This window comes from Phenylobacterium sp. GW821-FHT12F10 (assembly GCF_058806695.1).
Genome location: NZ_JBXAPY010000003.1, coordinates 527078 through 550294, shown reverse-complemented (window position 1 = coordinate 550294; position 23217 = coordinate 527078). Strand labels below are relative to the sequence as shown.

The 23217-nt window shown below is 70.2% G+C and carries 27 protein-coding genes and 1 other RNA gene; 12 read left to right on the top strand and 16 right to left on the bottom strand.

Annotation, left to right across the window (positions count from 1 at the left end; all coding sequences use genetic code 11):
• Positions 1-84: 84 nt before the first annotated feature.
• The 5 genes from argB to AC1RN5_RS18750 all read left to right on the top strand — a co-directional run bounded on the left by argB (position 85) and on the right by AC1RN5_RS18750 (position 4142).
• Positions 85-999 (top strand): acetylglutamate kinase, encoded by a 915-nt coding sequence (gene argB / locus AC1RN5_RS18770; protein ID WP_493042815.1) that lies wholly within the window; start codon positions 85-87, stop codon positions 997-999.
• Positions 996-1658, top strand: coding sequence for a pyrimidine 5'-nucleotidase (locus AC1RN5_RS18765; RefSeq protein ID WP_493042813.1), 663 nt, complete (start codon positions 996-998; stop codon positions 1656-1658). The genes argB and AC1RN5_RS18765 overlap by 4 nt, the downstream gene beginning before the upstream one ends.
• Entirely contained in the window at positions 1658-2488 is an 831-nt protein-coding gene (gene dapD / locus AC1RN5_RS18760; protein WP_493042811.1) for a 2,3,4,5-tetrahydropyridine-2,6-dicarboxylate N-succinyltransferase, read from the top strand. Before AC1RN5_RS18765 ends, dapD begins: the two co-directional genes overlap by 1 nt.
• Positions 2489-2852: 364 nt before the next feature.
• On the top strand, positions 2853-3287 hold the full coding sequence (locus tag AC1RN5_RS18755; RefSeq protein WP_493042810.1) for a hypothetical protein: 435 nt from the start codon (positions 2853-2855) through the stop codon (positions 3285-3287).
• A 324-nt stretch (positions 3288-3611) separates the two neighbouring features.
• Complete coding sequence (locus AC1RN5_RS18750) at positions 3612-4142, top strand: hypothetical protein (protein ID WP_493042808.1); 531 nt, start codon at positions 3612-3614, stop codon at positions 4140-4142.
• Between the two features lie 82 nt (positions 4143-4224).
• Here the strand turns inward: AC1RN5_RS18750 and AC1RN5_RS18745 are convergent, their stop codons facing one another.
• A complete protein-coding gene (locus tag AC1RN5_RS18745; RefSeq protein WP_421934175.1) occupies positions 4225-4731 on the bottom strand; it encodes a hypothetical protein in 507 nt (168 codons plus the stop codon).
• A gap of 303 nt (positions 4732-5034) precedes the next feature.
• On the opposite strand from AC1RN5_RS18745, the gene dapE reads away from it, so the two are divergent.
• Positions 5035-6180, top strand: coding sequence for a succinyl-diaminopimelate desuccinylase (dapE, locus tag AC1RN5_RS18740; RefSeq protein ID WP_493042805.1), 1146 nt, complete (start codon positions 5035-5037; stop codon positions 6178-6180).
• A gap of 126 nt (positions 6181-6306) precedes the next feature.
• Here the strand turns inward: dapE and truA are convergent, their stop codons facing one another.
• The gene (truA, locus tag AC1RN5_RS18735; RefSeq protein WP_493042804.1) at positions 6307-7044 is read right to left on the bottom strand and encodes a tRNA pseudouridine(38-40) synthase TruA; all 738 of its coding nucleotides are present in this window, start codon (positions 7042-7044) and stop codon (positions 6307-6309) included.
• Positions 7044-7970 (bottom strand): methionyl-tRNA formyltransferase, encoded by a 927-nt coding sequence (gene fmt / locus AC1RN5_RS18730; RefSeq protein ID WP_493042802.1) that lies wholly within the window; start codon positions 7968-7970, stop codon positions 7044-7046. The genes truA and fmt overlap by 1 nt, the downstream gene beginning before the upstream one ends.
• Positions 7971-8056: 86 nt before the next feature.
• Between fmt and AC1RN5_RS18725 the strand changes: the two genes are divergently transcribed.
• Positions 8057-8392 carry a hypothetical protein gene (locus tag AC1RN5_RS18725; RefSeq protein WP_493042800.1) on the top strand — a complete coding sequence of 112 codons (336 nt, stop codon included), beginning with the start codon at positions 8057-8059 and terminating at the stop codon, positions 8390-8392.
• Positions 8393-8430: 38 nt separating this feature from the next.
• Here AC1RN5_RS18725 and AC1RN5_RS18720 read toward each other — a convergent pair whose 3' ends face one another.
• The 4 genes from AC1RN5_RS18720 to mtnN form a co-directional block, all read right to left on the bottom strand.
• Entirely contained in the window at positions 8431-9312 is an 882-nt protein-coding gene (locus AC1RN5_RS18720) for a hypothetical protein (RefSeq protein WP_493042798.1), read from the bottom strand.
• Positions 9313-9614: 302 nt separating this feature from the next.
• Complete coding sequence (gene def / locus AC1RN5_RS18715; protein WP_493042797.1) at positions 9615-10124, bottom strand: peptide deformylase; 510 nt, start codon at positions 10122-10124, stop codon at positions 9615-9617.
• 15 nt (positions 10125-10139) lie between these two features.
• On the bottom strand, positions 10140-11396 hold the full coding sequence (locus AC1RN5_RS18710) for a DNA recombination protein RmuC (RefSeq protein WP_493042795.1): 1257 nt from the start codon (positions 11394-11396) through the stop codon (positions 10140-10142).
• A 9-nt stretch (positions 11397-11405) separates the two neighbouring features.
• Positions 11406-12140, bottom strand: a complete 735-nt coding sequence (gene mtnN, locus AC1RN5_RS18705; RefSeq protein ID WP_493042793.1) for a 5'-methylthioadenosine/S-adenosylhomocysteine nucleosidase — start codon at positions 12138-12140, stop codon at positions 11406-11408.
• A 57-nt stretch (positions 12141-12197) separates the two neighbouring features.
• Between mtnN and AC1RN5_RS18700 the strand changes: the two genes are divergently transcribed.
• Entirely contained in the window at positions 12198-12716 is a 519-nt protein-coding gene (locus tag AC1RN5_RS18700; RefSeq protein WP_493042790.1) for a GNAT family N-acetyltransferase, read from the top strand.
• On the opposite strand, the gene recR is transcribed toward AC1RN5_RS18700, so the two are convergent.
• On the bottom strand, positions 12713-13315 hold the full coding sequence (gene recR / locus AC1RN5_RS18695; protein WP_493042788.1) for a recombination mediator RecR: 603 nt from the start codon (positions 13313-13315) through the stop codon (positions 12713-12715). The genes AC1RN5_RS18700 and recR overlap by 4 nt on opposite strands.
• A gap of 77 nt (positions 13316-13392) precedes the next feature.
• Here recR and AC1RN5_RS18690 point away from each other — a divergent pair, with 77 nt between their 5' ends.
• Positions 13393-13911: a GNAT family N-acetyltransferase gene (locus AC1RN5_RS18690; protein WP_493042787.1), complete on the top strand. Its 519-nt coding sequence runs from the start codon at positions 13393-13395 to the stop codon at positions 13909-13911.
• Here the strand turns inward: AC1RN5_RS18690 and AC1RN5_RS18685 are convergent.
• The 3 genes from AC1RN5_RS18685 to ffs all read right to left on the bottom strand — a co-directional run bounded on the left by AC1RN5_RS18685 (position 13908) and on the right by ffs (position 16196).
• Positions 13908-14234 carry a YbaB/EbfC family nucleoid-associated protein gene (locus tag AC1RN5_RS18685; RefSeq protein ID WP_304701198.1) on the bottom strand — a complete coding sequence of 109 codons (327 nt, stop codon included), beginning with the start codon at positions 14232-14234 and terminating at the stop codon, positions 13908-13910. The genes AC1RN5_RS18690 and AC1RN5_RS18685 overlap by 4 nt on opposite strands.
• A 27-nt stretch (positions 14235-14261) precedes the next feature.
• A complete protein-coding gene (locus AC1RN5_RS18680; RefSeq protein WP_493042785.1) occupies positions 14262-16058 on the bottom strand; it encodes a DNA polymerase III subunit gamma/tau in 1797 nt (598 codons plus the stop codon).
• A 39-nt stretch (positions 16059-16097) separates the two neighbouring features.
• An RNA gene (gene ffs, locus AC1RN5_RS18675) (signal recognition particle sRNA small type) lies at positions 16098-16196 on the bottom strand.
• Positions 16197-16256: 60 nt separating this feature from the next.
• Here ffs and nudC point away from each other — a divergent pair.
• Positions 16257-17180 carry an NAD(+) diphosphatase gene (gene nudC, locus AC1RN5_RS18670; RefSeq protein WP_493042783.1) on the top strand — a complete coding sequence of 308 codons (924 nt, stop codon included), beginning with the start codon at positions 16257-16259 and terminating at the stop codon, positions 17178-17180.
• Positions 17181-17244: 64 nt separating this feature from the next.
• Positions 17245-17868 (top strand): glutathione S-transferase family protein, encoded by a 624-nt coding sequence (locus AC1RN5_RS18665; protein ID WP_493042781.1) that lies wholly within the window; start codon positions 17245-17247, stop codon positions 17866-17868.
• A 148-nt stretch (positions 17869-18016) separates the two neighbouring features.
• Here AC1RN5_RS18665 and AC1RN5_RS18660 read toward each other — a convergent pair whose 3' ends face one another.
• The 3 genes from AC1RN5_RS18660 to AC1RN5_RS18650 are packed head-to-tail and all read right to left on the bottom strand — an operon-like array spanning position 18017 to position 19910.
• Complete coding sequence (locus tag AC1RN5_RS18660; protein ID WP_421934159.1) at positions 18017-18322, bottom strand: hypothetical protein; 306 nt, start codon at positions 18320-18322, stop codon at positions 18017-18019.
• The gene (locus tag AC1RN5_RS18655; RefSeq protein ID WP_493042779.1) at positions 18322-19167 is read right to left on the bottom strand and encodes a prephenate dehydratase; all 846 of its coding nucleotides are present in this window, start codon (positions 19165-19167) and stop codon (positions 18322-18324) included. Before AC1RN5_RS18655 ends, AC1RN5_RS18660 begins: the two co-directional genes overlap by 1 nt.
• Positions 19164-19910: a 3-deoxy-manno-octulosonate cytidylyltransferase gene (locus tag AC1RN5_RS18650; RefSeq protein ID WP_493042777.1), complete on the bottom strand. Its 747-nt coding sequence runs from the start codon at positions 19908-19910 to the stop codon at positions 19164-19166. The genes AC1RN5_RS18655 and AC1RN5_RS18650 overlap by 4 nt, the downstream gene beginning before the upstream one ends.
• A gap of 136 nt (positions 19911-20046) precedes the next feature.
• On the opposite strand from AC1RN5_RS18650, the gene AC1RN5_RS18645 reads away from it, so the two are divergent.
• Entirely contained in the window at positions 20047-20754 is a 708-nt protein-coding gene (locus AC1RN5_RS18645) for a c-type cytochrome (RefSeq protein WP_493042776.1), read from the top strand.
• A 201-nt stretch (positions 20755-20955) separates the two neighbouring features.
• Here the strand turns inward: AC1RN5_RS18645 and AC1RN5_RS18640 are convergent, their stop codons facing one another.
• Both AC1RN5_RS18640 and AC1RN5_RS18635 read right to left on the bottom strand, forming a co-directional pair.
• Positions 20956-21795 carry a C40 family peptidase gene (locus AC1RN5_RS18640; protein ID WP_493042774.1) on the bottom strand — a complete coding sequence of 280 codons (840 nt, stop codon included), beginning with the start codon at positions 21793-21795 and terminating at the stop codon, positions 20956-20958.
• Positions 21792-23177: a leucyl aminopeptidase family protein gene (locus tag AC1RN5_RS18635; protein ID WP_493042771.1), complete on the bottom strand. Its 1386-nt coding sequence runs from the start codon at positions 23175-23177 to the stop codon at positions 21792-21794. Before AC1RN5_RS18635 ends, AC1RN5_RS18640 begins: the two co-directional genes overlap by 4 nt.
• Positions 23178-23217 lie beyond the last annotated feature (40 nt).

Below are 23217 nucleotides of genomic sequence, written 5' to 3'. Positions count from 1 at the left end.
GCGCCCCGTCGAGCCGCCGCGAAGGTGACAGGGGCGCCCTTGTCCGCTAATCGACCCCTCCGAGCCGACGGAGTGCGTAGCGACGTGACCGAGACCCCCGAAGAGCAAGGCTGGGCCACCGCCAAGACGCTGGCCGAGGCCCTGCCCTATATCCAGCGCTACGATCGCGAGACCGTGGTGATCAAGTACGGCGGCCACGCCATGGGCCAGGAGTCGGTGGCCCGCCTGTTCGCCGCCGACGCCGTGCTGCTGAAGCTGCTGGGCCTGCACCCCGTCGTGGTGCATGGCGGCGGCCCGCAGATCTCCCGCATGCTGGACAAGGCCGGGGTCAAGTCGACCTTCGTCGACGGCCTGCGGGTGACCGACGAGGCCACCATGGAGGTCGCCGAGATGGTGCTGTCGGGCGCCATCAACAAGGAGATCGCCAACTGGATCACCCTGGCCGGCGCCGAGGCCGACGTGCGCGGCGTGGGCCTGTCGGGCAAGGACGCCCGACTGATCACCGTCAAGAAGGTGGAGCGCACCAAAAAGGACCCCGGCAGCCAGATCGAACAGGCCGTCGACCTGGGCTTCGTGGGCGAGCCGACCCGCATCGACCCCCAGCTCATCCAGGGCCTGATCTCCGCCGACCACGACTACATCCCGGTGATCGCCCCGATCGGCGTCTCCGAGGAGGGTCAGACCTTCAACATCAACGCCGACACCGTGGCCGGCGCCCTGGCCGGGGCGCTGAAGGCCAAGCGCATGCTGCTGCTCACCGACGTCACCGGCGTCCTGGGCGCCGACGGCGAGCTGATCCGCGAGATGAGCGTGGCGCAGGCCCGCGACGCCATCGCCACCGGCGTGGCCTCGGGCGGCATGATCCCCAAGCTGGAGACCGCCATCGCCGCGGTGGAGTCCGGGGTCGAGGCGGTGGTCATCCTGGACGGCCGGCGGCCCCACGCCATGCTGGTGGAGCTGTTCACCGAGCACGGGTCGGGCACCCTCATCACCCGATGAGCCCCGACCTCTCCCACATCGACACCTGGCTGTTTGACCTCGACAACACCCTCTACCCGGAGGAGTCGGGGTTCATGGGCCAGGTCGAGGGGCGCATGACCGACTTCGTGGCCAAGGTCACCGGCCTGCCGCGGGACGAGGCCTACGCCCTGCAGAAGAAGTACCTAGCCGACCATGGCCTGACCCTGCGCGGCCTGATGCTGAACCACGGGGTCGACCCCGCCGACTTCCACGCCCTGTTCCACGACCTGTCCCTGGACCTGCTGGCCCACGACGCCGACCTGCTTGCCGCTCTGGAGCGCCTGCCCGGACGCCGCCTGATCTTCACCAACGCCGACGACAGGCACGCCGAGCGGGTCCTGGCCCATCTGGGCCTGGACCACCTGTTCGACGACGTCTTCCACATCCACTCCTTCGGCTTCACCCCCAAGCCCGATCCTCTCGGCTTCCAGCGGATGATCGACGCCCATGGCCTGGATCCCGCCGCCACCAGCTTCTTCGAGGACTCCGAGCGCAACCTGAAGCCCGCCTTCGACCTGGGCATGACCACCGTCCTGGTGGGCCCGCGCGCGGCGACCTCCACCGCCCCCTTCGTCCAACACCGCACCGCCAAGCTCGCACCCTTCCTCGGGGCTGCGCGTCTGAAGGAACCCACCTGATGTCCCAAGACCTGAAGTCCGTGATCGAAGCCGCCTGGGAGGCCCGCGACGGGGTCAACACCGCCACCAAGGGCCAGGTCCGCGAGGCCGTCGAGGAGACCCTCAACCAGCTCGACGCCGGAACCCTGCGCGTCGCCAGCCGCGGCGACGACGGCGTCTGGACCACCCACCAGTGGGCCAAGCAGGCGATCCTGCTGTCCTTCCGACTCAGCGCCAACCAGCTGATCGACGCCGACGCGCCGCATCCCTACTGGGACAAGATACCCCTGAAGTTCACCGGCTGGGACGCCGCCCGCTTCGAGGCCGCCGGCTTCCGCGCCGTCCCCGGCTGCATCGTCCGCCGCGGCGCCTATATCGCCAAGGGCGCGATCCTGACGCCCTCCTTCGTCAACATCGGCGCCTATGTCGACGAGGGGACCATGGTGGACACCTGGGCCACGGTCGGCTCCTGCGCCCAGATCGGCAAGAACGTCCACCTCTCCGGCGGCGCGGGCATCGGCGGGGTGCTGGAGCCCCTGCAGGCCAACCCCACCATCATCGAGGACGATTGCTTCATCGGCGCCCGCTCCGAGGTCGCCGAGGGCGTCATCGTCCGCAAGGGCAGCGTGCTGTCCATGGGCACCTTCATCACCTCCACCACCCGCATCGTCGACCGCAAGACCGGCGAGGTCTTCCAGGGCGAGGTGCCCCCCTATTCGGTGATCATGCCGGGCTCCATGCCCAGCCCCTTCGGCGAGAGTCTGCCGTCCATCAACTGCGCGGTGATCGTCAAGACCGTGGACGAACGCACCCGCTCCAAGACCTCGATCAACGAGCTGCTCCGCGACTAAGGCCCTCATCGAGCCGCCAGCCATCAGCCCAGGGCGCCCGCGCCCTGGGCTTTTTCATGCCCGCCGCACAGGAACGTGACCGTCCTCCACAGCTCAAACCCCATTTTGGGTGCAAGCCACCTTCTCGCCTTAAAGGCGAATATATAGATTAGATAACAGCAAAGGAGGTTGTGCCGAACTAAATCGGCCCCATCTCCGATGTATCTGGCCGACACATGAAAAGTTAACAATTTACGAAGACCGGATTCTAGAGATGGATTACCTGGTTAACATACGTTAACTCTACTGAGAGGCCAATTCGATGCTTAGTGTGTCTCATGACGATCGGAAGGCTTCGGCCGAGACGGACACGGCCCAGCCTCTCGTGAACGGCGAACCCGCCTCCTGGGGCGAGCCCTATCCGGGCTATCTCGACCAGGATGTGTCGCGCTTCTTCTACCGCTGGGGCGGCCATCTCTCGGCCACCCTGATCCGGGTCCGCGGCCGTTTCGACGGCGACCTGGATCAGTACCTGCTCTACCTGATCTTCCTGCTGTCGGAGCTCTCGGACTCCCTGTCGGCCACCCCGCCGCGCACCTTCGCGCGCCGCCGCGGCCTCAATGCCCTCAGCCTGTCCGACATCACCCAGATCCCCCGCGAGACCGCGCGGCGCAAGCTTCTGGCCCTGGCCGACCAGGGCTATCTGGTGCGCGACGACGACGGCCTGTTCATGCTGGGCGAGCGGTACGGCCTGGATCAGTTCTTCGCCGACCTGCGGCCGCTGTTCTGGGACGCCGTGCGTCCCGACGCCGACCGCTAGAGCCTGACAGGGTCGCCGGTCCAGGCGTCCGTCACGCTCCACCCAAGAGGGCGGCCCCGGGCGAAGGCCTGTGGCGGCGTCGCCCGGCCGGCCGCGCGCCCGGCCTCGGATCGCCACAATTTCCCCAATATGGGGATATATGACGACCGCACCTTAAAGTCGAATCGTAAGATAAATGACGGTTGTGCGACGCCGACTTTCTGGTATCGGAGCCGGATAGGTCGCACCTGGGGTTGTCCTCCAAGCTCACCCTTGAGCATTCGATACTATTGAATCACAAGTTTTATCGTTTACACACCGTTAACTCTGACCACGGATCTCCCAATGCTGCCGGCCCGCCTCCACGCCGACCCAGACAACACCAGCGGAGATCCCGACAACGCCGGCCGCGCCGCCGCGGGCGCGGAGCCCTATCCCGGCTATCTGGACCAGGACGTCTCGCGCTTCTTCTATCGGTGGGGCGGCCATCTGTCCTTGAGCCTGGTGCGCGCGCGCAGCCGGTTCGACGGCGACCTGGACCAGTACCTGCTCTACCTGATCTTCCTGCTGGCGGACCTTTCGGAGTCCATGAGCCAGGCCGCCCAGCCCCGCAGGATCTCCAGCCGCCCGCGCGGACTCAATGCGCTCAGCCTGGCCGACATCACCCGCATCCCGCGGGAGAGCGCGCGGCGCAAGCTGCTGGCCCTGGCCGAGCGGGGCTATCTGGTGCGGGACGAGGAGGGTCTGTTTGTCCTGGGAGACCAGTACGGCCTCGACCAGTTCTTCGGCGACCTGCGGCCGCTGTTCTGGGACCGACCGGAGACCGGGCGGTCGGACGCCCGGCGCGATCCCCCCCGGCCCGACGTGGCCGCATAGGGCGCGACGGACGCCTGAACCGGTCGCCGCTTCAGGCGCCCATCCGGCTCCAGGCCTGGGAGACCGGGCCGCCTCACCGGCCTCAGGAGTCCAGGTCGTCCATCCACCGCCACAGGTCGCGGATCGCCAGGGCGCGCATGGCCGCGTCGTCCGACTGCAGGGGCGGCAGCCCGGCCCGCTCGAGGCAGTCGGCCAGGGTCAGGGGCTCCCCGCGGGAGAGCCGGATGCCCCGCCGCCGGGCCACGGTCTGGAACCGGCGCCAGGCGCAGTCGACGCTGGCGGCCTGGGCCACCGCCACATAGGGCAGCAAGCCGCCCTGCAGCACCCGGTGGAAGGCCACCAGGGTGGCGCCGCCGCACAGGCGGCTCATCAGGTACTCGAAGGCCTCGGCGTCCAGGGGCTCCATGGTCAGGTCCTCGGCCGGCTGGCCGGCGATCATGGTCACCGGGCTGGCCGAGCGGGCCAGCGCGCTGAGCACCACCGTCCCCCGGTCGTCGACGAAGGCGTACTGCATGACGTGCTGGTGTCCGTCGGCGCAGATCGACCGGATCGCGAAGTACAGATGGCTGGTGGCCGACAGTTGTCGCACCGCGCCTTCACGCCGTTTCCCGAAATGTGGCCGCTCGGCCATCACACATCCTTCCCGGTTGGGCGCATCGTCAGTCATCGGGCGTGATTGACGTCCGGAATTTGAATCAAACCACGACCTGAGCATTGCTGTTCTCCTCAATTGAATTGGGAGTTTCTTCCTTCATGCTCCAAACGTCGATGCAGTTGCTTCCCACTACGGGATGGAATACAGAAATTAACCAGCCCGTTTCGGGCAGGAGGCCTTGACACCCCCGCGCCGACGCCATTGCCCGCCGGCGCGCGGGCCGCTACCAGCAGGGCCATGCTCGATCCCGTCGCCCTGACCCAGGACCTGATCCGCCGCCCCTCCGTGACCCCGGCCGACGCCGGCGCCATGGAGATCGTCCAGCAGACCCTGGAGGGCCTGGGCTTTTCCTGCCGCCGGATGAAGTTCGGCGAGATCGAGAACCTCTACGCCCGCTACGGGACCGCCCGGCCCAACCTCTGCTTCGCCGGCCACACCGACGTGGTGCCGGTGGGCGACGCCGCCGCCTGGAGCTCCGAGGCCTTCGCCGCCGAGATCGTCGACGACGTCCTGATCGGCCGCGGCGCGGTGGACATGAAGAGCGCCGTGGCCGCCTTCGCCGCCGCCGCCGCCAAGGCCATCGCGGCGGGCGAGGTCAAGGGCTCCCTCTCCTTCCTGATCACCGGGGACGAGGAGGGGATCGCCACCCACGGCACCAAGATGGTGGTGGAGGCGCTCAGGGCGCAGGGCGAGATCATCGACCACTGCGTGGTGGGCGAGCCCACCAGCGCCGAGACCTTCGGGGACATGATCAAGATCGGCCGCCGCGGCTCGATCAATGTCGACATCGTGGTGGAGGGCGTCCAGGGCCACGTGGCCTATCCGCACCGCGCCGCCAACCCCATTCCCGTCCTCATCGCCCTGCTGAACCGCCTGACGGAGCACGAGCTGGACACCGGTTTCCTGGGCTTCCAGCCGTCGAACCTGGAGGTCACCACGGTGGATGTCGGCAACGCCGCCACCAATGTGATCCCGGCGGTGGCGAGGGGCCGCCTCAACATCCGCTTCAACCCCAACCACACCGGCCAGGCCCTGGCCGACTGGATCGAGGGCGAGGCCCGCGAGGCCCTGGCCGGCTTCCAGGGCAATATCGTGGTGACGCCCTCCATCAGCGGCGAGGCCTTCCTCACCGAGCCCGGCCCCTTCACCGACGTGGTGGCCGCCGCCGTGGCCGACATCACCGGCAAGGGCCCGGAACTCTCCACCACCGGCGGCACCTCGGACGCCCGCTTCATCCGCGCCCTGTGCCCGGTCGTGGAACTGGGCCTGGTGGGCAAGACCATGCACTCGGTGGACGAGCGCGCGCCGGTCGCCGAGATCCGCCAGCTGCAGGCGGTCTATGAACGCCTGATCGCCCGCTACTTCGAGGCCTTCAAGGGCTAGTTTCCGCCCTCCCCTTCATGGGGAGCGGCAGGCCACGATAGCGGCCGGCGTGGGGGCGTGTGGCCCGCATTCCCCACCCGTCCGGCGTTCGGCCGTCCACCCTCCCCATGAAGGGGAGGGAGAAGCTCAGTACCGCACCGACACCAGATACAGCCCGTCGGCTGGCGCCACCGGCCCGCAGGCCGTGCGGTCCTTCGCCTCCAGGGCGGCCTTCACGTCGGCCGCCGTCCAGCGGCCGATCCCCACCTCGGCCAGCGTCCCGGTCATGGAGCGGACCTGGCGGTGCAGGAAGGAGCGGGAGGCGAACTCCAGCACCACCTCGGCGCCCTCCCGACGGACCGTGGCCAGGTCCATGGTCTTCATCGGCGACTTGGCCTGGCAGGCCAGGTCCCGGAAGGTGGTGAAGTCGTGATGGCCCACCAGGATCTGGGCGGCCTCATGCATGGCCTGGGCGTCCAGGGGCTTCTTGACGTGCCAGACCCGGCCCCGGTCGAGGGCCGGCGGGCTTTCGCGGTTGAGGATGCGGTAGAGATAGCGCCGCTCGACGGCCGAGAACCGCGCGTGCCAGTCGCCCACCGCAATCTCGCAGTCCAGCACCGAGATCGGCTCGGGCATGAGATGGGCGTTGATGGCGTTGCGCACGGTCGCCGCCGGCCAGGCCTTCTCCAGGTCGATATGGATCACCTGTCCCAGGGCGTGGACGCCGGTGTCGGTGCGGCCGGCGGCGTTGACCCGCGCGTCCTCGCCGCAGAAGGCCTGGGCGGCCCGCTCGATCGCGCCCTGCACCGTCGGCAGGCTGGCCTGGGCCTGGAAGCCCTTATAGGGCCGGCCGTCATATTCGATGGTCATCCGGTAGCGCGGCATCAGAGGGCGCTCGTTCCCGCCGCCACCGGGAAGCCCCGCAGGAAGACCTCGGCGTCCTGGGGCCCCTTGCCCTCCCGCTGCACCCGCAGCAGGCGCACCGCCCCTTCGCCGCAGGCCACCAGCAGCCGGTCGTCCAGCACCTGGCCGGGCGGCCCCTCGCCGTCCTCCACCTGGGACAGCAGGGCCTTCACCCGCACCGGCCCCTTGTCGGTGGCCAGTTCGAACCAGGCGCCCGGGAAGGGCGACAGGCCGCGGATCTTGCGATCGATCTCGGCGGCGGGCTTGGTCCAGCGCAGCCGGGCCTCCTTGGGCCGGATCTTCTTGGCGTAGGTCAGGCCCTCTTCGGCCTGCGGCGTCGCCACGGCCGTCCCCGCCTCGACCGCCGCCAGGGTGCGCGTCAGCAGGTCGGCGCCCACCGCCGCCAGCCGGTCGTGCAGGGTCCCGGCGGTCTCCAGGGCGTCGATGCGCACGGTCTCGGAGGCCAGGACCGGGCCTTCGTCCAGGCCCTCGGTCATCTGCATGACCTCCACCCCCGTGACCTTGTCGCCGGCCATGATCGCCCGCTGGATGGGGGCCGCGCCGCGCCAGCGGGGCAGCAGGGAGGCGTGCAGGTTGAAGGCGCCCAGCCGCGGCGCCTCCAGCACCTCGCGGGGCAGGATCTGGCCAAAGGCCACCACCACCGCGGCGTCCAGCTTCAGGTCGGCGAAGGCGGCGATCTCGGCGGGATCGCGCATGGACACGGGCGTCCGCACCGGGATGCCGTGCTCAAGGGCGTAGGCGTGGGCCGGCGAGGGCTTCAGGTCCTGGCCGCGCCCGCGCGGGGCCGGCGGCTGGGAGTAGACCGCCGCGATCTCGTGGCCGGCCTCCACCAGGGCCGCCAGACAGGCGACGGCGAAGTCGGGGGTTCCAAGGAAGGCCAGGCGCATGGCGGGGGTTTAGCGGCGCGCGGGGCGATAGGGAACCGGCCTCAAGCGTGACCGTTACCCGCACGCCTCATTCGGAGAAAAGTTCCATGCGCCACGCCATCGTTATCTCGCTCGCCGTCGCGGGCCTCGCGCTCACCGCCTGCTCCAAGTCCGAACAGGCCCAGACCGGCGAGCACGCCAAGGCCGCCGCCGCCAAGATCGGCGAGGCCACCAAGGAGGTCGCCACCAGTCCGGAGATGAAGGACCTGGGCGCCGACGTGAAGGAAGGCGCGGTCGAGGCCGGCGCCGTGGCCAAGGACGCGCTCACCACCGCCGGCGCGGAACTCAAGGCCGGGGCGGCCAAGGCCGGCGACAAGGCTCAGGACGCCGCCGCCACCGCCGACGCCAAGATCGACAAGGCCGCCGCCGACGCCAAGAAATAGGGGCCCGGGCGTGGCGGGCCGTCCGCCACGCGCCCGGCCTAGCCGGCCAGCCGGTCGGGCCGCCGCTCGGCCACCGTCTCGGCGGCCAGGATCAGGCCCAGATAGGTGATCCCGTAGAAGATCCGCACGGTCCGCCCCAGGGCCGGGGTCAGCACCCAGGTCCCGTCGGCGCCGCCCTTGGTCATCCAGCCGGCGGCCTCGATGTCCCGCAGGACGCTCAGGACATGGCTGCGCGACACCTCGTAGCGCCGGGCCAGGGCGGCCACCGAGACCTCCACCTCCCCCTGCGGCGGATAGGCGCCCCCACGGTCGGCGCGCGTCATCAGGTCAAACAGGATCAGCAGCCCGGCCGAGCGGATGGAGAGCGCGTTGAAGGGGGCGATGTCCGAGTTGGGGGCGGCGGCGGCCTGCATCGACTGCTCGCCCATCACCGCCATGAAGGCGCCGAAGGTCGCCGGGTCGTCGAGATCGTCCAGCAGGGTCTGGACGCCGGGCTCCAGCCCCGCCACCGCTTCCAGTTCGATCCGCAGCCGATCCCGGAACGCCATGGCCATGGCCGCGGTGGGCTTGTAGGGCCGCGGCAGTCCGTTGGGCGCCTCGCCCCGGGTCACGTAGCCGATGAGCTGCAGCCTGAGCAGGACGGCGGTGGCGGTGCCGGCGCTGAGGATGCCGCTCTTGCCCGACAGCTCCCGCAGGCGGCGGTGGGTCAGCCCCCCGCTGGCGTCCAGGTAGAGCGCCACCACCCCCAGGAGGAAGCGGCTGACGTCCTTGACGTTGCGGTGCAGGGTCGGGGCGGCCTCGTAATAGTCCACGGCGCCGCGCACGGAGCGGCGCATGGCCTCCTCCAGCTCGGGCCGGGCCAGCATCGCCCCCAGGGCGTCGTACGGGAAGCTGCGGCCTTGGAACTCGTCGTCGGTCATGATCGCCGCAGGGTGCTCACTCAGAATGGGTAACGCGGCGGGCGCCGTACCAGAAAACGCCATCCCCCCGTGTTAGGCTCCCTGCTATCGGGATGCGAGGCCCGGTGCGCTTACCGGTCCGCGTTGGCGACCGACGAATCCGCGGCCCTGAAAAGGATATTCGGGATTGTCGGGACCGGGCCCCGGGGGGGGTCTGGTCGGGGCGACAGGTTCACGTCCAGAACCTGATCGTCCCCTCCCGCGCGGGCGGGCCTCTCACGACGCTTTCGGCTTCGGATCAATTCATCCGAATTGGGCAGGCTCTAGGCGGCCCGGACCTGTTTCTTCACCTTGGCCACCGCCCGGTCGCGCTTCAGGCGCGAGAGGTAGTCGATGAACAGCACGCCCTTCAGGTGGTCCATCTCGTGCTGGATGCAGACGGCGTAGAGGCCCTCGGCGTCCTCCACCACTTCCTGGCCCTGGTAGTTGAGGTACTTCAGCTTCACCCGGGCCGGCCGCTCCACCTCGTCATAGATGTCGGGCACCGACAGGCAGCCCTCCTCGTAGGGAGCGGTGTCCTCGGAGGCCCACAGGATCTCCGGGTTCACGAAATACTGCGGCTGCGGCGGCTCCTCGGGGCGCGCCAGGTCCATGACGATCACCTGCTTGGGCACGCCGATCTGGATCGCCGCCAGGCCGATGCCGGGCGCGGCGTACATCGTCTCCAGCATGTCGTCCATCAGGGCGCGCAGAGCGTCGTCCACCACCTCGACGGGGGTGGAGACCTGTTTCAGCACGGGGTCGGGGACGACGAGGATTTCGCGGAGAGCCATGGGATTTCAGGTAGGTCAGCGGCCCTTGAGCGTCAAGACGGCGGGCGGCGCGTCCTCAGGCTCCAGGGCCAGCTTGGTCAGGGGCCGCACGCCGGTCTCCACCGGGCCAAGCTCGGGCATCTCGCGGCCTTCATGGTCCACCTTCAGGTCCTCGAAGCGCCGGGCCTGGGTCATCACCTGGGTCTCCAGGGAGCCGACGAAGGAGTTGTAGCGCCCGACGGCGGCCTCCAGGGCCTTGCCCACCGAGGCCGCGTGGCCGCCCATCACCGACAGGCGCTTGTAGAGCTCGCGCCCCAGCTTGGAGATCTCCTGGGCGTTGGCCGCCTGCTCCTCCACCCGCCAGCCGTAGACCACCGCCTTGCACAGGGCGAACAGGGTGGTGGGGGTCACCACCAGCACCCGCTTGTCCATGGCCTCGGTCATCAGCTCCGGCGCCCGTTCCAGGGCCGCGGCCAGGAAGCTGTCGCCGGGGATGAACATGGCCACGAAGTCCGGCGAGCCCTGGTTGAACTGGTCCCAGTAGGTCTTGGCCGACAGGCCGATCATGTGGGCCCGCACGCTCTGGGCGTGGCGGACATAGCAGGCCTCGCGGATCGCCTCGTCGGTGGCGTCCTGGGCGTCGAGGAAGGCGTTCAGCGAGCACTTGGCGTCGATGACGAACACCGCCCCGCCGGGCAGGCGCACGGTGACGTCGGGCCGCCGGCGGCCCTCCTCGGTGTCGGTGGAGGTCTGTTCGTCGAAGTCGTAGCGGTTGTGCAGGCCCGCAGCCTCCAGGACGTTGCGCAGGGTCTGCTCGCCCCAGCGCCCCTGGACCCCGGCCCCCCGGCGCAGGGCGGCCGACAGCTTGCGCGCCTCTTCCTGCGTCGCCGTCGAGGCCAGCAGCAACTGGCTGATCTGGGCCTTCAGGCCGCCGGTCTCCTCGGCGCGGGTCTTCTCGACGGCCACCACCTGTTCCTGGAACTTGGCCAGGCTCTCGGCCACCGGCTTGAGCTGGGCCTCCAGGCGCGCCTGGGCCAGTTGCTCACGGTTCTGGAAGGTCTCGTCGGCCCGCTTGAGCACCTGTTCGGCGATGGCGTTGGCGGCCTCGGCCTGGATGATGGCGGCGTTGCGGCCCCCCTGCTCCTCGATCAGCTTCAGCCGCGAGGCCGAATCCTGCAGGTCCCAGGCGCGCGCCTCGGCCCGATTGGCCCGGCCGCGCTCCATCAGGGCCCAGGTGAAGCCGATGGCGGCGGCCACGAGGGCGACGACGAGCAGGATCAGGAGCGAGTTCATGCTCCGTTCTTAGCCGGAGTCGGCGAGAATCGCCAGGAGGGCCGGGACGCAGAGGGCCGAGTTGTCGGCGGCCATCTGCGCCATCTCCAGATAGCTCAGATGGCTCTCCGCCCCGGCCAGGTCCGACAAGGTGCGGATCACATAGAGCGGCCGGCCCCAGGCCAGCGCCACCTGGTCCACCGCCCCGGACTCCATGTCGATGGCGTCGGCGGCGAAGGCGGCGTGCAGCTCGTCCCGCGTCACCGCGCAATTTAGGAAATAGTCGGCGGTGATCACCCCGCCCAGCGCGATGGGATGGCCAAGCCTCCCCGCCACCGCGTCCCGCAGCCTGGCGAGATCGGCCGCCACCTTGGACGCGACCGGGGTCAGGGCCGTCAGCCGCGGCGCCCCGATGGGCATCTCCCCCGACCGCGTGGGGGTGAAGGCGCCCTCGAAGACATGGCCGTAGTCGTGGATGTCCAGGCGTTCGGCCAGCAGCACCGAGCCGACCCCCAGGGCCGGATTCAGCCCGCCCGCGACGCCGGCGAAGATCAGGGTGTCGGCATGGAACACCGCCAGCAGCAGGGTGGCGGCCGCCGCCGCATTGACCTTGCCCATTCCGGCCAGGGCGAGCGCGAAGGCCTGCCCCTGGCGCTCGCCGGTCCAGACCTGGGTCGGGCCATAGGTCACCGGCTGCGAGGTGACGCCGAGCCGCCCCTGCAGGGCCGCCAACTCCTCGGGGGTCGCGCAAAGGATTCCGTACATGGGCGCCTCGTTCATCGGCCTGCCGCCGTGCTACCAGATTCCCGGGAGGGGGACGCCATGATCACCACCGAGCGCACGATCCTGCGGCCCTGGCGCGACGAGGACATCGACGCCTTCGCCAACCTGCTGGGCGACCCCGAGGTCCAGGCCGACGCCGGCGGGCCCGTGGACCGCGACGCCGCCGCGGCCAAGATGGCCCGCTACCGCGACGCCTATGACCGCCTGGGCTACAGCCGCTGGGTGGTGACCGATCATGCGGGGGACTTCCTCGGCTATGTCGGCATCATGCCCATCGACGCCTGGCATCCCCGCGCGCCGAATGTGGAGGTGGGCTGGCGCCTGGTCCGCCGCGCCTGGGGCGCCGGCATCGCCACCGAGGCCGCCCGCGCCAGCCTCGCCGACGGTTTTTCCCGCTGCGGGTTCGAGGAGGTGCTCAGCTACACCGAGGCGACCAACCACCGCTCCCAGGCGGTGATGCGCAAGCTGGGCCTCGACCGCGACGAGAGCCGCGACTTCACCAGCACCTATGACGGCCACAGCTGGTCGGGTTTAGTCTGGGTGGCGCGGCGGCCCTAGGCCGGCCGCCTCGCGCGCATCGCCTGGGCGATCGTCCCGTCGTCGAGCCAGTCCAGTTCGCCCCCCACCGGGACGCCGCGGGCCAGCATGGTCACCGAGACGTGGGCGTTGGAGAGGCGCTCGGCCAGGTAGTGGGCCGTGGTCTGGCCGTCCACCGTGGCCGGCAGGGCCAGGATCACCTCGGTCACCCCCTCCTCCATGGCCCGGGTCACCAGGGAATTGACCCTCAGAGCCTCGGGGCCCACCCCGTCCAGGGCTGAGAGCAGGCCCCCCAGCACGTGGTAGCGGCCGCGGAAGGCGCTGGCCCGCTCCATGGCCCAGAGCGCGCCGACCTCCTCCACCACGCAGACCAGGGTCGGGTCCCGCGAGCGGTCGGAACAGATGGCGCAGGGGTCCTGGGTGTCCAGCGAGCCGCAGACGCCGCAGGTCTTCACCCGCTCGGCGGCCACCGCCAGGGCCTCGGCCAGGGGCTGCAGCAGCTGCTCGCGCCGCTTGAGCAGGGCCAGCGCCGCGCGCCGGGCCGAGCGCGGGCCCAGGCCCGGCAGCTTCGACAGCAGCGCGATCAGGCGCTCGATTTCAGGTCCGGCGGAGGCGGCCAACTTGGCTCCTGGCGAGGCGGGGGCGATTCAAGGGATTGTCGGTACGTCCTATGTAGATGTCGAGGGGAGCCCGCGCCATGACCACGCCCGACCTTCCCGTCGTCGAGGGCGCCCTGCTGGCCCTGGTCTCCGGCTCGGCGGTGGCCGAGCTGCAGGACCTGCTGGAGCGGTGCGAGGACTTCGAGGTCCTGGTCACCGGCCACCCGCCAGATCCCCACGCCGCGGCCGACCTGCTGACCGAGGTCCCGCCGGACCACCCCTTGCGCGACAAGTTCGTCATCGGGGTCTGGACCGACCAGGGCCTGACCGCCGCGATCGACCTGCTGCGGGACTTCCCCCAGCCCCACGTCTGGTATCTGGGCCTGCTGCTGGTGGCGCCCGAGGCCCGCGGCCAGGGCCTGGGAAAGGCCATCGCCGCGGCGCTGAAGACCTGGATCCGCGGCCACGGCGGCCGCGCCATCCGCCTGGTGGTGCAGGATCAGAACCCCGCCGCCCTGCGCTTCTGGACGCAGATGGGCTTCATCCAGATCGGGACCGCCACCCAGGAGCTCCTGGACCGGACGAACCAGGTCGCCCGGCTGGAGCTGAAGCTCTAGAACTTCGGCATGCCCGGCAGGCCCATGCCGGCCAGGGGTCCGGCGGCGTCGCGCATGAGCTGGGCCTGTTCGGCGTCCAGCTTGCGCTTGGCGTCGGCGTGGGCGGCCACCACCAGGTCGGAGATCACCTCGCCCTCGCCGGGCGCCAGCAGGCTCTCGTCCAGCTCCACCGAGGCCAGTTCGCCCGAGCCCTTCAGCACGACCTTCACCATGCCGCCGCCGGACGTGCCCTCGATGGACAACTGCGCCAGGCGCTCCTGCGCCTCGGCCAGCTTCTGCTGCATGGCCTGGGCCTGTTTCATCAGGCCGCCCAAATCCTTCATCGAACCCTCACTCGGTCGCTCATCTGACTAGTCCTCGTCCTCTTCCGGCGGCGCGTCGGCCGGCGAGGCCTCCGGGGTCGGCAGGTTGCGGATGCTGACGATCTCGGCGCCCGGGAAGCTCTCCATCACCGACAGGATGAAGGGGTCCTGCTCGATCTGGGCGCGGATCTCGCGCTCCTCGCGCTTCTGGCGCTCCCACTGGCTCTCGGCCCCGCCGCCGCCCTGGGCGGCGATCAGCCAGGGTTGGCCGGTCCATTCCCTCAGGCGCCCGATCAGGCGCTGGGCCAGGTTGGCCGGGGCGCCGGGGGCCGGCTCGAACTCGATGGCCCCGGGGCGGAAGCTGACCGGGCGCACATAGCGCTCCACGTCCAGCCGCAGGGAGATGTCGCGCTTCTTCTCGATCAGGGCGATGACGTCGGCGAAGGACTGCAGCACCGGCGGCGCCTCGGCCGCCTGGGGCTCGGGCGCCAGGACGCGGGCCTGGGCCGTGACGCTTCCGCCGCCGCCCTGGCTGGATCCGCCGCCACCACCGCCGCCGGAAGGTCCGGGCGCGCCACCGACGGGATCGCCGGTCTGCAGCCGCCGCAGGGCCTCCTCGGGGCCGGGCAGATCCGCGGCGTAGGCCAGGCGGATCAGGGCCATGTCCACCGCCGCGGCCGGGTCGGGGCTGCGCCGCACCTCGTCATGGGCCCTAAGCAGCATCTGCCACATGCGCGACAGGGTGCCGGCCGAGACCGAGGCGCCGATGGCCGCCAGCCGCCCGGCCTGCTCGCGGGGCATGATCAGGGCGTGGACCCCGATGGCCTTGGCCACCGAGGCGGCGTGGGCGTGCTCCAGCAAGTCGATCATCACCTGGCCCGGATCGGCGCCGTAGCCGTAGAGGGTGCGGAAGGTCTCGATGGCGGGGCCGGGCTCGCCCCGCATGGTCTGTTCGAAGAGCGTGATGGTCTGGGCCCGGTCGGCCAGGCCCAGCATGTCGCGGATCAGGGTGGCCGGCACCGTCTGGCCGGGCTCGCCCTGGACGATGGCCTGGTCCAGCATGGACTGGGCGTCGCGCACCGAACCCTCGGCGGCGCGGGCGATCAGCAGCATCCCCTCGGCGTCGACCCGGACCCCCTCGGCCTCGGTGATCATCTCCAGGTTCTTGACGATGACGTCGGGCTCCACCCGGCGCAGGTCGAACCTCTGGCAGCGCGAGAGGATGGTCACCGGCACCTTGCGGATCTCGGTGGTGGCGAAGATGAACTTCACGTGCGGCGGCGGCTCTTCCAGGGTCTTCAACAGGGCGTTGAAGGACGAGGTGGAGAGCATGTGCACTTCGTCGATGATGTAGACCTTGTAGCGCGCCTCGACGGGGGCGTAGCGCACCCCGTCCAGCAGCTCGCGCATATCCTCGACCTTGGTGCGGCTGGCGGCGTCGAGCTCGAGCACGTCCATGTGCCGGCCTTCGATGATCGCCTTGCAGTGGCGGCCCTCGACGTGGAGATCCAGGGTCGGTTCGTGGACGGTGTCGGTCTCGTAGTTGAGCGCGCGGGCCAGCAGGCGGGCGGTGGTGGTCTTGCCCACCCCGCGCACCCCGGTCAGCATGAAGGCGTGGGCGATCCGGCCGGTGGAGAAGGCGTTCTTCAGCGTCCGCACCATGGCCTCCTGGCCATAGAGGTCGTCGAAGGTGCGGGGCCGGTACTTCCGGGCGATGACGGTGTAGGCGGCAGAGGCCTCGTGCGGAGGCGCTACCGCTGCGGGCGGCGGCGCGCCGAACATGTCCGCCGTGTCGGGGTCCCGCTCGGGAAGCTCGGGATCGGGCGAGAGATCTTCGTCGGCCATGCGCCCCGCGCCTCGAGAGCGCACTGATTCTGAAAGCTAGGGTGGAGACCGAACGACGACCCGGAGCGAAACTCGTTGCGGCTGCTTCCTTCCGGACCTGACCGGGTTGGCGAGGCGTCCGCCCGTCGCCGATCTCCACCCCCTATATCGCGACCTTGAGGCTCGCGCGCAAGCTTGGGCGACGCTAAGAGAGCTTTCATGGCTCTTTCTTCCTTCCAGAACACCTTCGCCGGAAACCCCCTGAACCGCGCCAGCGAGCGCCGGAAGGACGACGACTGGCTAAACGAGCGGCTGAAGTCCGACGAGTCCCTCGGTCTCGCCATCTGGAACGGCAAGCCCCTGGTGGAGACCAGCAAGGACGGCGGCGTTCAGATCGCCTACCTGCCGGCCAAGATGGTGGCCGAGATGGCCGGCGGCGCCGAGCGCCTGCTGTTCATGGGCCTGTGGAAGGAGACCGCGGTCTTCGCCCTCGACATCGAGGGCGGCGCCGATCCCTGCGACGGCCCCCTGGCGGGCCTGGGCCGCTTCGAGGACCTGCGTGCGCTCGCCACCCGCCTGCCCCACACCGACGCCGCCATCCTGGCCACCGCCAAGCAGATGTTCGAATGGCGCCGCCGCCACAAGCACTGCGCCAACTGCGGCGAGCCCTCCATGGTGGCCGAGGGCGGCTGGAAGCGCGCCTGCCCGGCCTGCAACGCCGAGCACTTCCCCCGCACCGACCCGGTGGTGATCATGCTGGCCGTGCACGGCGAGCGCTGCATGCTGGGCCGACAGGAAGTCTGGCCCAAGGGCATGTTCTCTTCCCTGGCCGGCTTCCTGGAGCCCGGCGAGACCATCGAGGAGGCCTGCGCCCGCGAACTGCACGAGGAGGCGGGCCTGAAGACCGCCTCGGTCGTCTACCACTCCACCCAGCCCTGGCCCTATCCGTCCTCCCTGATGATCGGCCTGATCGCCCAGGTGGAGGACGACGACGCCACCCCCGACCAGACCGAGCTCTCGGAAGTCCGCTGGTTCACCAAGGAGGAGGCCCGCCTGCTCCTGGCCGGCAAGCTGGAGAACACCTTCGCCCCCGGCCCCATGGCCATAGCCCACCAGCTCATCAAGGCCTGGGCGGAGAGCTGACGACTGCTGCCACGCTGCTGTCAGCAGAACAGGTCTAGGGTCTCTCCATCACGGAGGAACACCCATGTCGGACAAGATCGTCTTCTACACCAACCCCATGTCCCGGGGCCGCATCATCCGCTGGATGCTGGAGGAGGTGGGTCAGCCCTATGAGACCGTGCTGATGGAGTTTCCGGCCCTGAAGGCGCCGGACTTCCTGGCGATCAATCCCATGGGCAAGGTGCCCACGATCAAGCACGGCGACACCGTGGTCACCGAGGCCGCCGCCATCTGCGCCTATCTGGCCGACGCCTTCCCGCAGGCGAACCTTGCGCCGCCGCACGGCGACCGTCACCGCGGCGACTATTACCGCTGGCTGTTCTTCGCCGCCGGGCCGTTGGAGAGCGCCGTCACCGTCAAGAACCTCGGCTTCGAGGTGCCGTCCGAGCGCCGCATGATGGCCGGCTGGGGCTGTCTGACTGACGTCCTGGACACCCTGGAGAAGGCCGTCACCGGTCGCGACTACGTGGCCGGCGACCACTTCACCGTCGCCGACCTCTATCTGGGCGCCCACCTGGGCTGGGGCCTGCAGATGGGCTCCATCGAGGCGCGGCCCGCCTTCGCGGCCTATGCCGAGCGCATGGCCGCGCGCCCCGCCGCCGTCCGCGCCCGCGAGATCGACGACGGACTGATCGCCGCGGCGGCCTAGGAACCTCTTCTCCTCTCCCCATTCATGGGGAGAGGGTAGGGTGAGGGGCGCGCAGCAGGGCTGCGCGTTGCTGACGTGGTGAGTTTCCGGACCTCGGAAAGAGCCCTCACCCTACCGTCTCCCACAAGTGGGAGAGGAGAAGAGCGCCCTACCGCCGCAGCGTCAGGATGACCTCGACGTCCTCGGCCCGGCGGTTGCGGACCTCCATCCGGGCCTGGCCGAGCGCATTTGACAGGTCCTTGACGAACTCGGCCAGCGGCCCGCCGTGCAGGCCGCGCACCCGGATCATGTAGGGGGGCGGAAGCTCGCTCATGCCGTTGGCCCAGATCATCGAGTCCACGAAGGATTCAATGCTGTTCCCATGCCCCGGCAGGGCGCGGATCTCGCTCTTCAGGTCCTCGCAGAAGGCCTTGATGCTGGGATAGGCCGCCCCGTCCATCTCGATGGTGCGCATCAGACGTGGGCCCGGAAGGGATCGGCGGGATAGACCCCCAGGATCTCGAAGCGCTCGGAGAAGAACTGCAGCTCCTCGAAGGCCAGCGCCAGGCTGCGGTCCTCGGGCCGGCCGTCCACCTCGGCGTAGAAGAAGGTCGCCGTGAAGGCGCCGTTCTCCATGTAGCTCTCCAGCTTGGTCATGTTCACCCCATTGGTGGCGAACCCCCCCATGGCCTTGTAGAGGGCCGCGGGCATGTTGCGCACCCGGAAGACGAAGCTGGTGATGCAGGGGCTGGTGAAGGGCGGCGCCGGCGGATGGGGATCGGCGGTCATCACCAGGAAGCGGGTGGTGTTGTTGTGGGTGTCCTCGACGTCGCGGGCCAGGATCTCCAGGCCGTAGAGCTGGGCGGCGAGCGCCGGGGCGATGGCGGCCTTGGCGGGGTCGGGCTTCTCGGCCAGCAGCTTGGCCGACAGCGCGGTGTCCCCCACCGGCTCGGCCCGCAGCTTCAGGCGGCGCACCACCTGGCGGCATTGGGCGAGCGCGATGGGCATGGAGGACACCGTCTTCAGGTCCTCCAGCTTCACCCCGGGATTGGCCATCAGCTGGAAGTGGATCGGCTTGAACCGCTCGCCGATGATCTTCAGGCCCGAGTTGGGCAGCAGGTGGTGCACATCGGCCACCCGCCCGGCGATGGAGTTCTCCACCGGGATCATGCCCAGCTGGCAGTCGCCGGTCTTGATGGCCTCGAAGGCCTCCTCGAAGGTCGGGTGGGCCACCGGCTCCATATCCGGGAAGGCCGCCAGGCACGCCTCGTGGCTGTTGGCCCCCAGCTCGCCCTGGAAGGCGATCCGTCCCTTGGTCATGACTTGTCCCTAAGCTGGCGAGCAAAGGCCCGCGCCCGCTCCAGATCGGCGGGGTTGTCCACCGAGATGGGCGCGGAGTCGACCACCGTCGCCCAGATGGTGAGCCCCAGCTCCATGGCCCGCAGCTGCTCCAGCTTCTCGCGCCGCTCAAGCGGCGAGGGCGGGGCCTTGGTGAAGGCCTCCAGGGCCGCCCGGCGATAGGCGTAGATCCCGTGGTGATGCCAGACCGGCCCGTCCCCATAGAGGGTCGAGCGGGTGAAGTAGAGCGCCCGGCCGGTCTTGCCGTCCGCCGCCATGGCCAGCACCGCCTTAACCATGTCGGGATTGGTGCGGACCTCCGGCGAGGACTCCTTCTCCACGATGGTGGCGATGTCGCAGGAGGGCTGGTCCTCCAGCAGCGCCGCGCAGGCGGCGATGTCGGCCGGCGCCACGAAGGGCATGTCGCCCTGCAGGTTGATCACCACGTCGTGGGCGCCCTGCGGATCCAGTTCCGCCAGGGCCGCCACCAGGCGGTCGGAGCCCGAGGGCAGGTCGGGATCGGTGAGCACCGCCCGCCCGCCGGCCGCCGTCACCGCCTCGACGATCGCCGAATCACCCGCGGCCACGGCTACCGGACCGAGGTTGGCGGCCTGGGCCTGGCGCAGAACCCGCACGATCATGGGCACGCCCTCGATATCGGCGAGGGGCTTGTTGGGCAGGCGGGTGGCCGCAAGACGCGCGGGAATAAGGACGATCGGGTTCATAGTATCCTGGAGCAACCAACTGGCCGGTTGCGCCAGCGCCGGTAGCGTGTAAGAGACGCGGGCGCAATAAGGGGCGGGGATTCCCGCGCTTCCGCCGGTCTTCGGACCGGCCGATTAGAGGGCCGATTTCAAGACGATGAGCGACCTTACGTTCAACAAAGTCGCCGGCGCCGTGCTGGCGACGGGTCTGGCCATTGTCGGCCTTCGCGAACTTTCCAACGGCATCTTCTCGACCGAAAAGGCCGAGAAGCCTGGCTACGCCATCGAAGTGGCGGCCGAAGCCGGCCCCGGCGGCCCGGCCGTCGAGGCCCCGATCGACTGGGGGACGGTCCTGCCGACCGCCGACGTCGCCGCGGGCGAGGCGGTCTTCGCCAAGTGCAAGTCCTGCCACACCATCGATCAGGGCGGCGCCAACGGCACCGGCCCGAACCAGTGGGGCATCGTCGGCCGCAAGCCCGGCAGCCATGCCGGCTTCGCCTATTCGGCCGCCATGGTCGAGTACGGCGCCAAGAACCCGGTCTGGGACTTCGAGCGCCTGTCGGAGTTCATCAAGAACCCCGCCAAGGACGTGCCCGGCACCAAGATGGGCTTCGTCGGCCTGAAGAAGCCGGAAGACCGCATCAACCTGCTGGCCTACCTGCACACCAAGGGCGCCACCATCCCGTTCCCGGCCCCGAACCCGGCGGCCGCCGCGGCGCCCGCCGCCCCGGCCGAAGGCGCCGCGGCCACGGCTGCGACCCCCACCGCCACCGGCTCGACGGCCACGCCGCCCGCCACCGCCGGCGGCCCCGCCGGCCAAGCCCCCACCACGGGCGCGGCCGCGGCTCCGACCGCCACCAAGTAGGACGCCGCCTCGCCCCCTCGGGGGCAGGACCGGACGACAGGGCCCTCCGCCTCGCGGGGGGTCTTTTCGTATGGGCGCGTCAAGACCCGCTCATCCCGGCGAAGGCCGGGACCCAGGTCATAGGTCACGGCCTGAGCCAGCAATCCTGAATTCAGCAGATGGATTTGGGTCCCGGCCTTGGCCGGGGTGAGCGGTTGAACATCAGCCCCAGAGCCGCCGATAGGCCGTCGGCTGGCCCGTGCTGGTGGCCGCGATCCGCGCCACCGCCTCGGCCAGCGGCTCGACGGCCACGGCCATGTGGTGGGCGTTGGCGTGCAGGATGGTGGCCGGGTCCAGCAGGATCGCCACGTGACCGCGCCAGAACACCAGGTCGCCTCTCAAGAGGGCTTCGGCTCGCACGGCCTGTCCCATGAGCGCCTGCTGGTCGGTGTCCCGCGGGCAGGCCCGGCCGCAGGCCAGCAGGGCCTGCTGCACCAGGCCCGAGCAGTCCAGTCCCAGGCTCTCGCGCCCGCCCCACAGATAGGGCGCGCCGAGATAGCGCTGCGCCACCGCCACGAAGTCGGTCTCGAAGACCCCGATGGGCGACAGGTGCTCCTCGACGAACCAGCCGGACCCGGCGGCCTTGGCGAACCGGCCCTCCCGGGCCTCCACCGCCACCAGGGCGCCCAGGCAATAGGGGCCAAGCGCCCGGCTCTTGATGCTGGGATCCTTGAAGGCGTAGGTGCGGATCGCCGCCACCCGGTGGGTCGGGGCTGGCGCCAGGGGGGCGAGGTCGGCGCGGGCCACATAGCCCACATAGCCGTCGCGGGGCGCCTGGCCCCAGCAGAAGCCGGCCCTCTCCTCCAGCACCTCGAAGGTCTCGCCGAACAGCACCTGATCCACCTGCTCGGCGTCCCCGTCCGGCGCGGCGCGCAGGGCGGCGGCGGGCGCGGCCGCCGTCATCGGGGTCGGATCGGCATAGGTGCCGGCCGCCGCCAGCCCTTCCAGGGACCGGGCGGCCAGGTCGGGACGGGCCAGGGTGTTACGTGGGTCGCGGCTCACGCAAACCGCGTCCGGATCATCTGGTAGAGCGCCCGGATGGCCTGCGCCTCCGCGCCCGCCGTCCAGCCCGGCCGGTTGCGCGGGTTCCAGGCGAAGATGTCGAAGTGCGCCCAGGCGCCGGCCGGCGCGAACCGCTGCAGGAAGAGGGCGGCGGTCACCGAGCCCGCCTGGGCCCAGCCGTCGGGATCGTTCTTGATGTCGGCCACGTCGCTGTCCAGGGCGTCGACATAGCCCTTCCACAGCGGCATCCGCCACATGGGGTCGGACACCTGGTTCATCGCCGCCTCGATCTGGCCGGCCAGTTCCTCGTCGTCGGTATAGAAGGGCGGCAGTTGCGGGCCCAGCGCGGCGCGCGCCGCCCCGGTCAGGGTGGCGAGATCCAGGGTCAGGGCCGGCTCCAGCTCGCAGGCGCGGGTGAGGGCGTCGGCCAGGATCAGGCGGCCCTCGGCGTCGGTGTTGCCCACCTCGATGGTCAGGCCCTTGCGGCTGTCCAGGATGTCCCCAGGCCGCATGGCGTCGCCGCTGATGGCGTTCTCCGCCACCGGGACCAGGATCGACAGCCGCACCGGCAGCCGGGCGGCCATGATCATCCGCCCCAGCGCCAGGACGTGAGCGGCGCCCCCCATGTCCTTCTTCATCTGACGCATGCCGGCCGAGGGCTTGATGTCCAGGCCGCCGGTGTCGAAGACGACGCCCTTGCCCACCAGGCAGACCAGGGGCTTGCCCGCCTCCCCCCAGCTCATCTCGATCATGCGCGGCGCGCGGGCCTCGACGGCGGCGCGGCCCACGGCGTGGACGGCGGGATAGTTGGCCTCCAGCAGCCCCTCCCCGGTCACCACGGTGATGGCGGCGCCGTACTGCTCGGCGATCTCCCGGGCGATGGTCTCCAGCTGCAGGGGGCCCAGGTCGTTGGCCGGCGTATTGACCATGTCGCGGGCCAGGGCGCAGGCGTGGGCGATGGAGTTGACCTCGGCGACGTCGGCGCCCTGCGCCACCAGGCGCGGCCGGTCATGGGTCTTCTTCTGCTTGTAACGGTCGAATTTGTAGCTGCCTAAGGCGAAGGCGAGCGCGATCTGGTCGGGGCTGATCCCGGCCGGGGTCGTGGCCATGGCGTAGTCCGCGGTGGGCAGCTTGGCCGGCAGGCCGCGGAACACCATCGGATCGGCGGGGCTGGACCCCAGGCCGAACAGCGCCGCCGCGATCGTCCCCTCCGCGCCGGGCAGGACCAGGACCTGGCCAGCCTTGGCCTTGAACTCGGAGAGCTCGGCATAGGCCCTGGCGAAGGCGCCCTGCCCCGCCAGGAACCCCTCCAGCTCGCCGTCGTACAGGGCGTGCACCGGGACGGTGGCGCGCTCGGAGGTCGCAAGGATCACTTCGGTCATGGATCGGCCCTGACGCGGGCGCCAGGGCCCGCTTTATGCT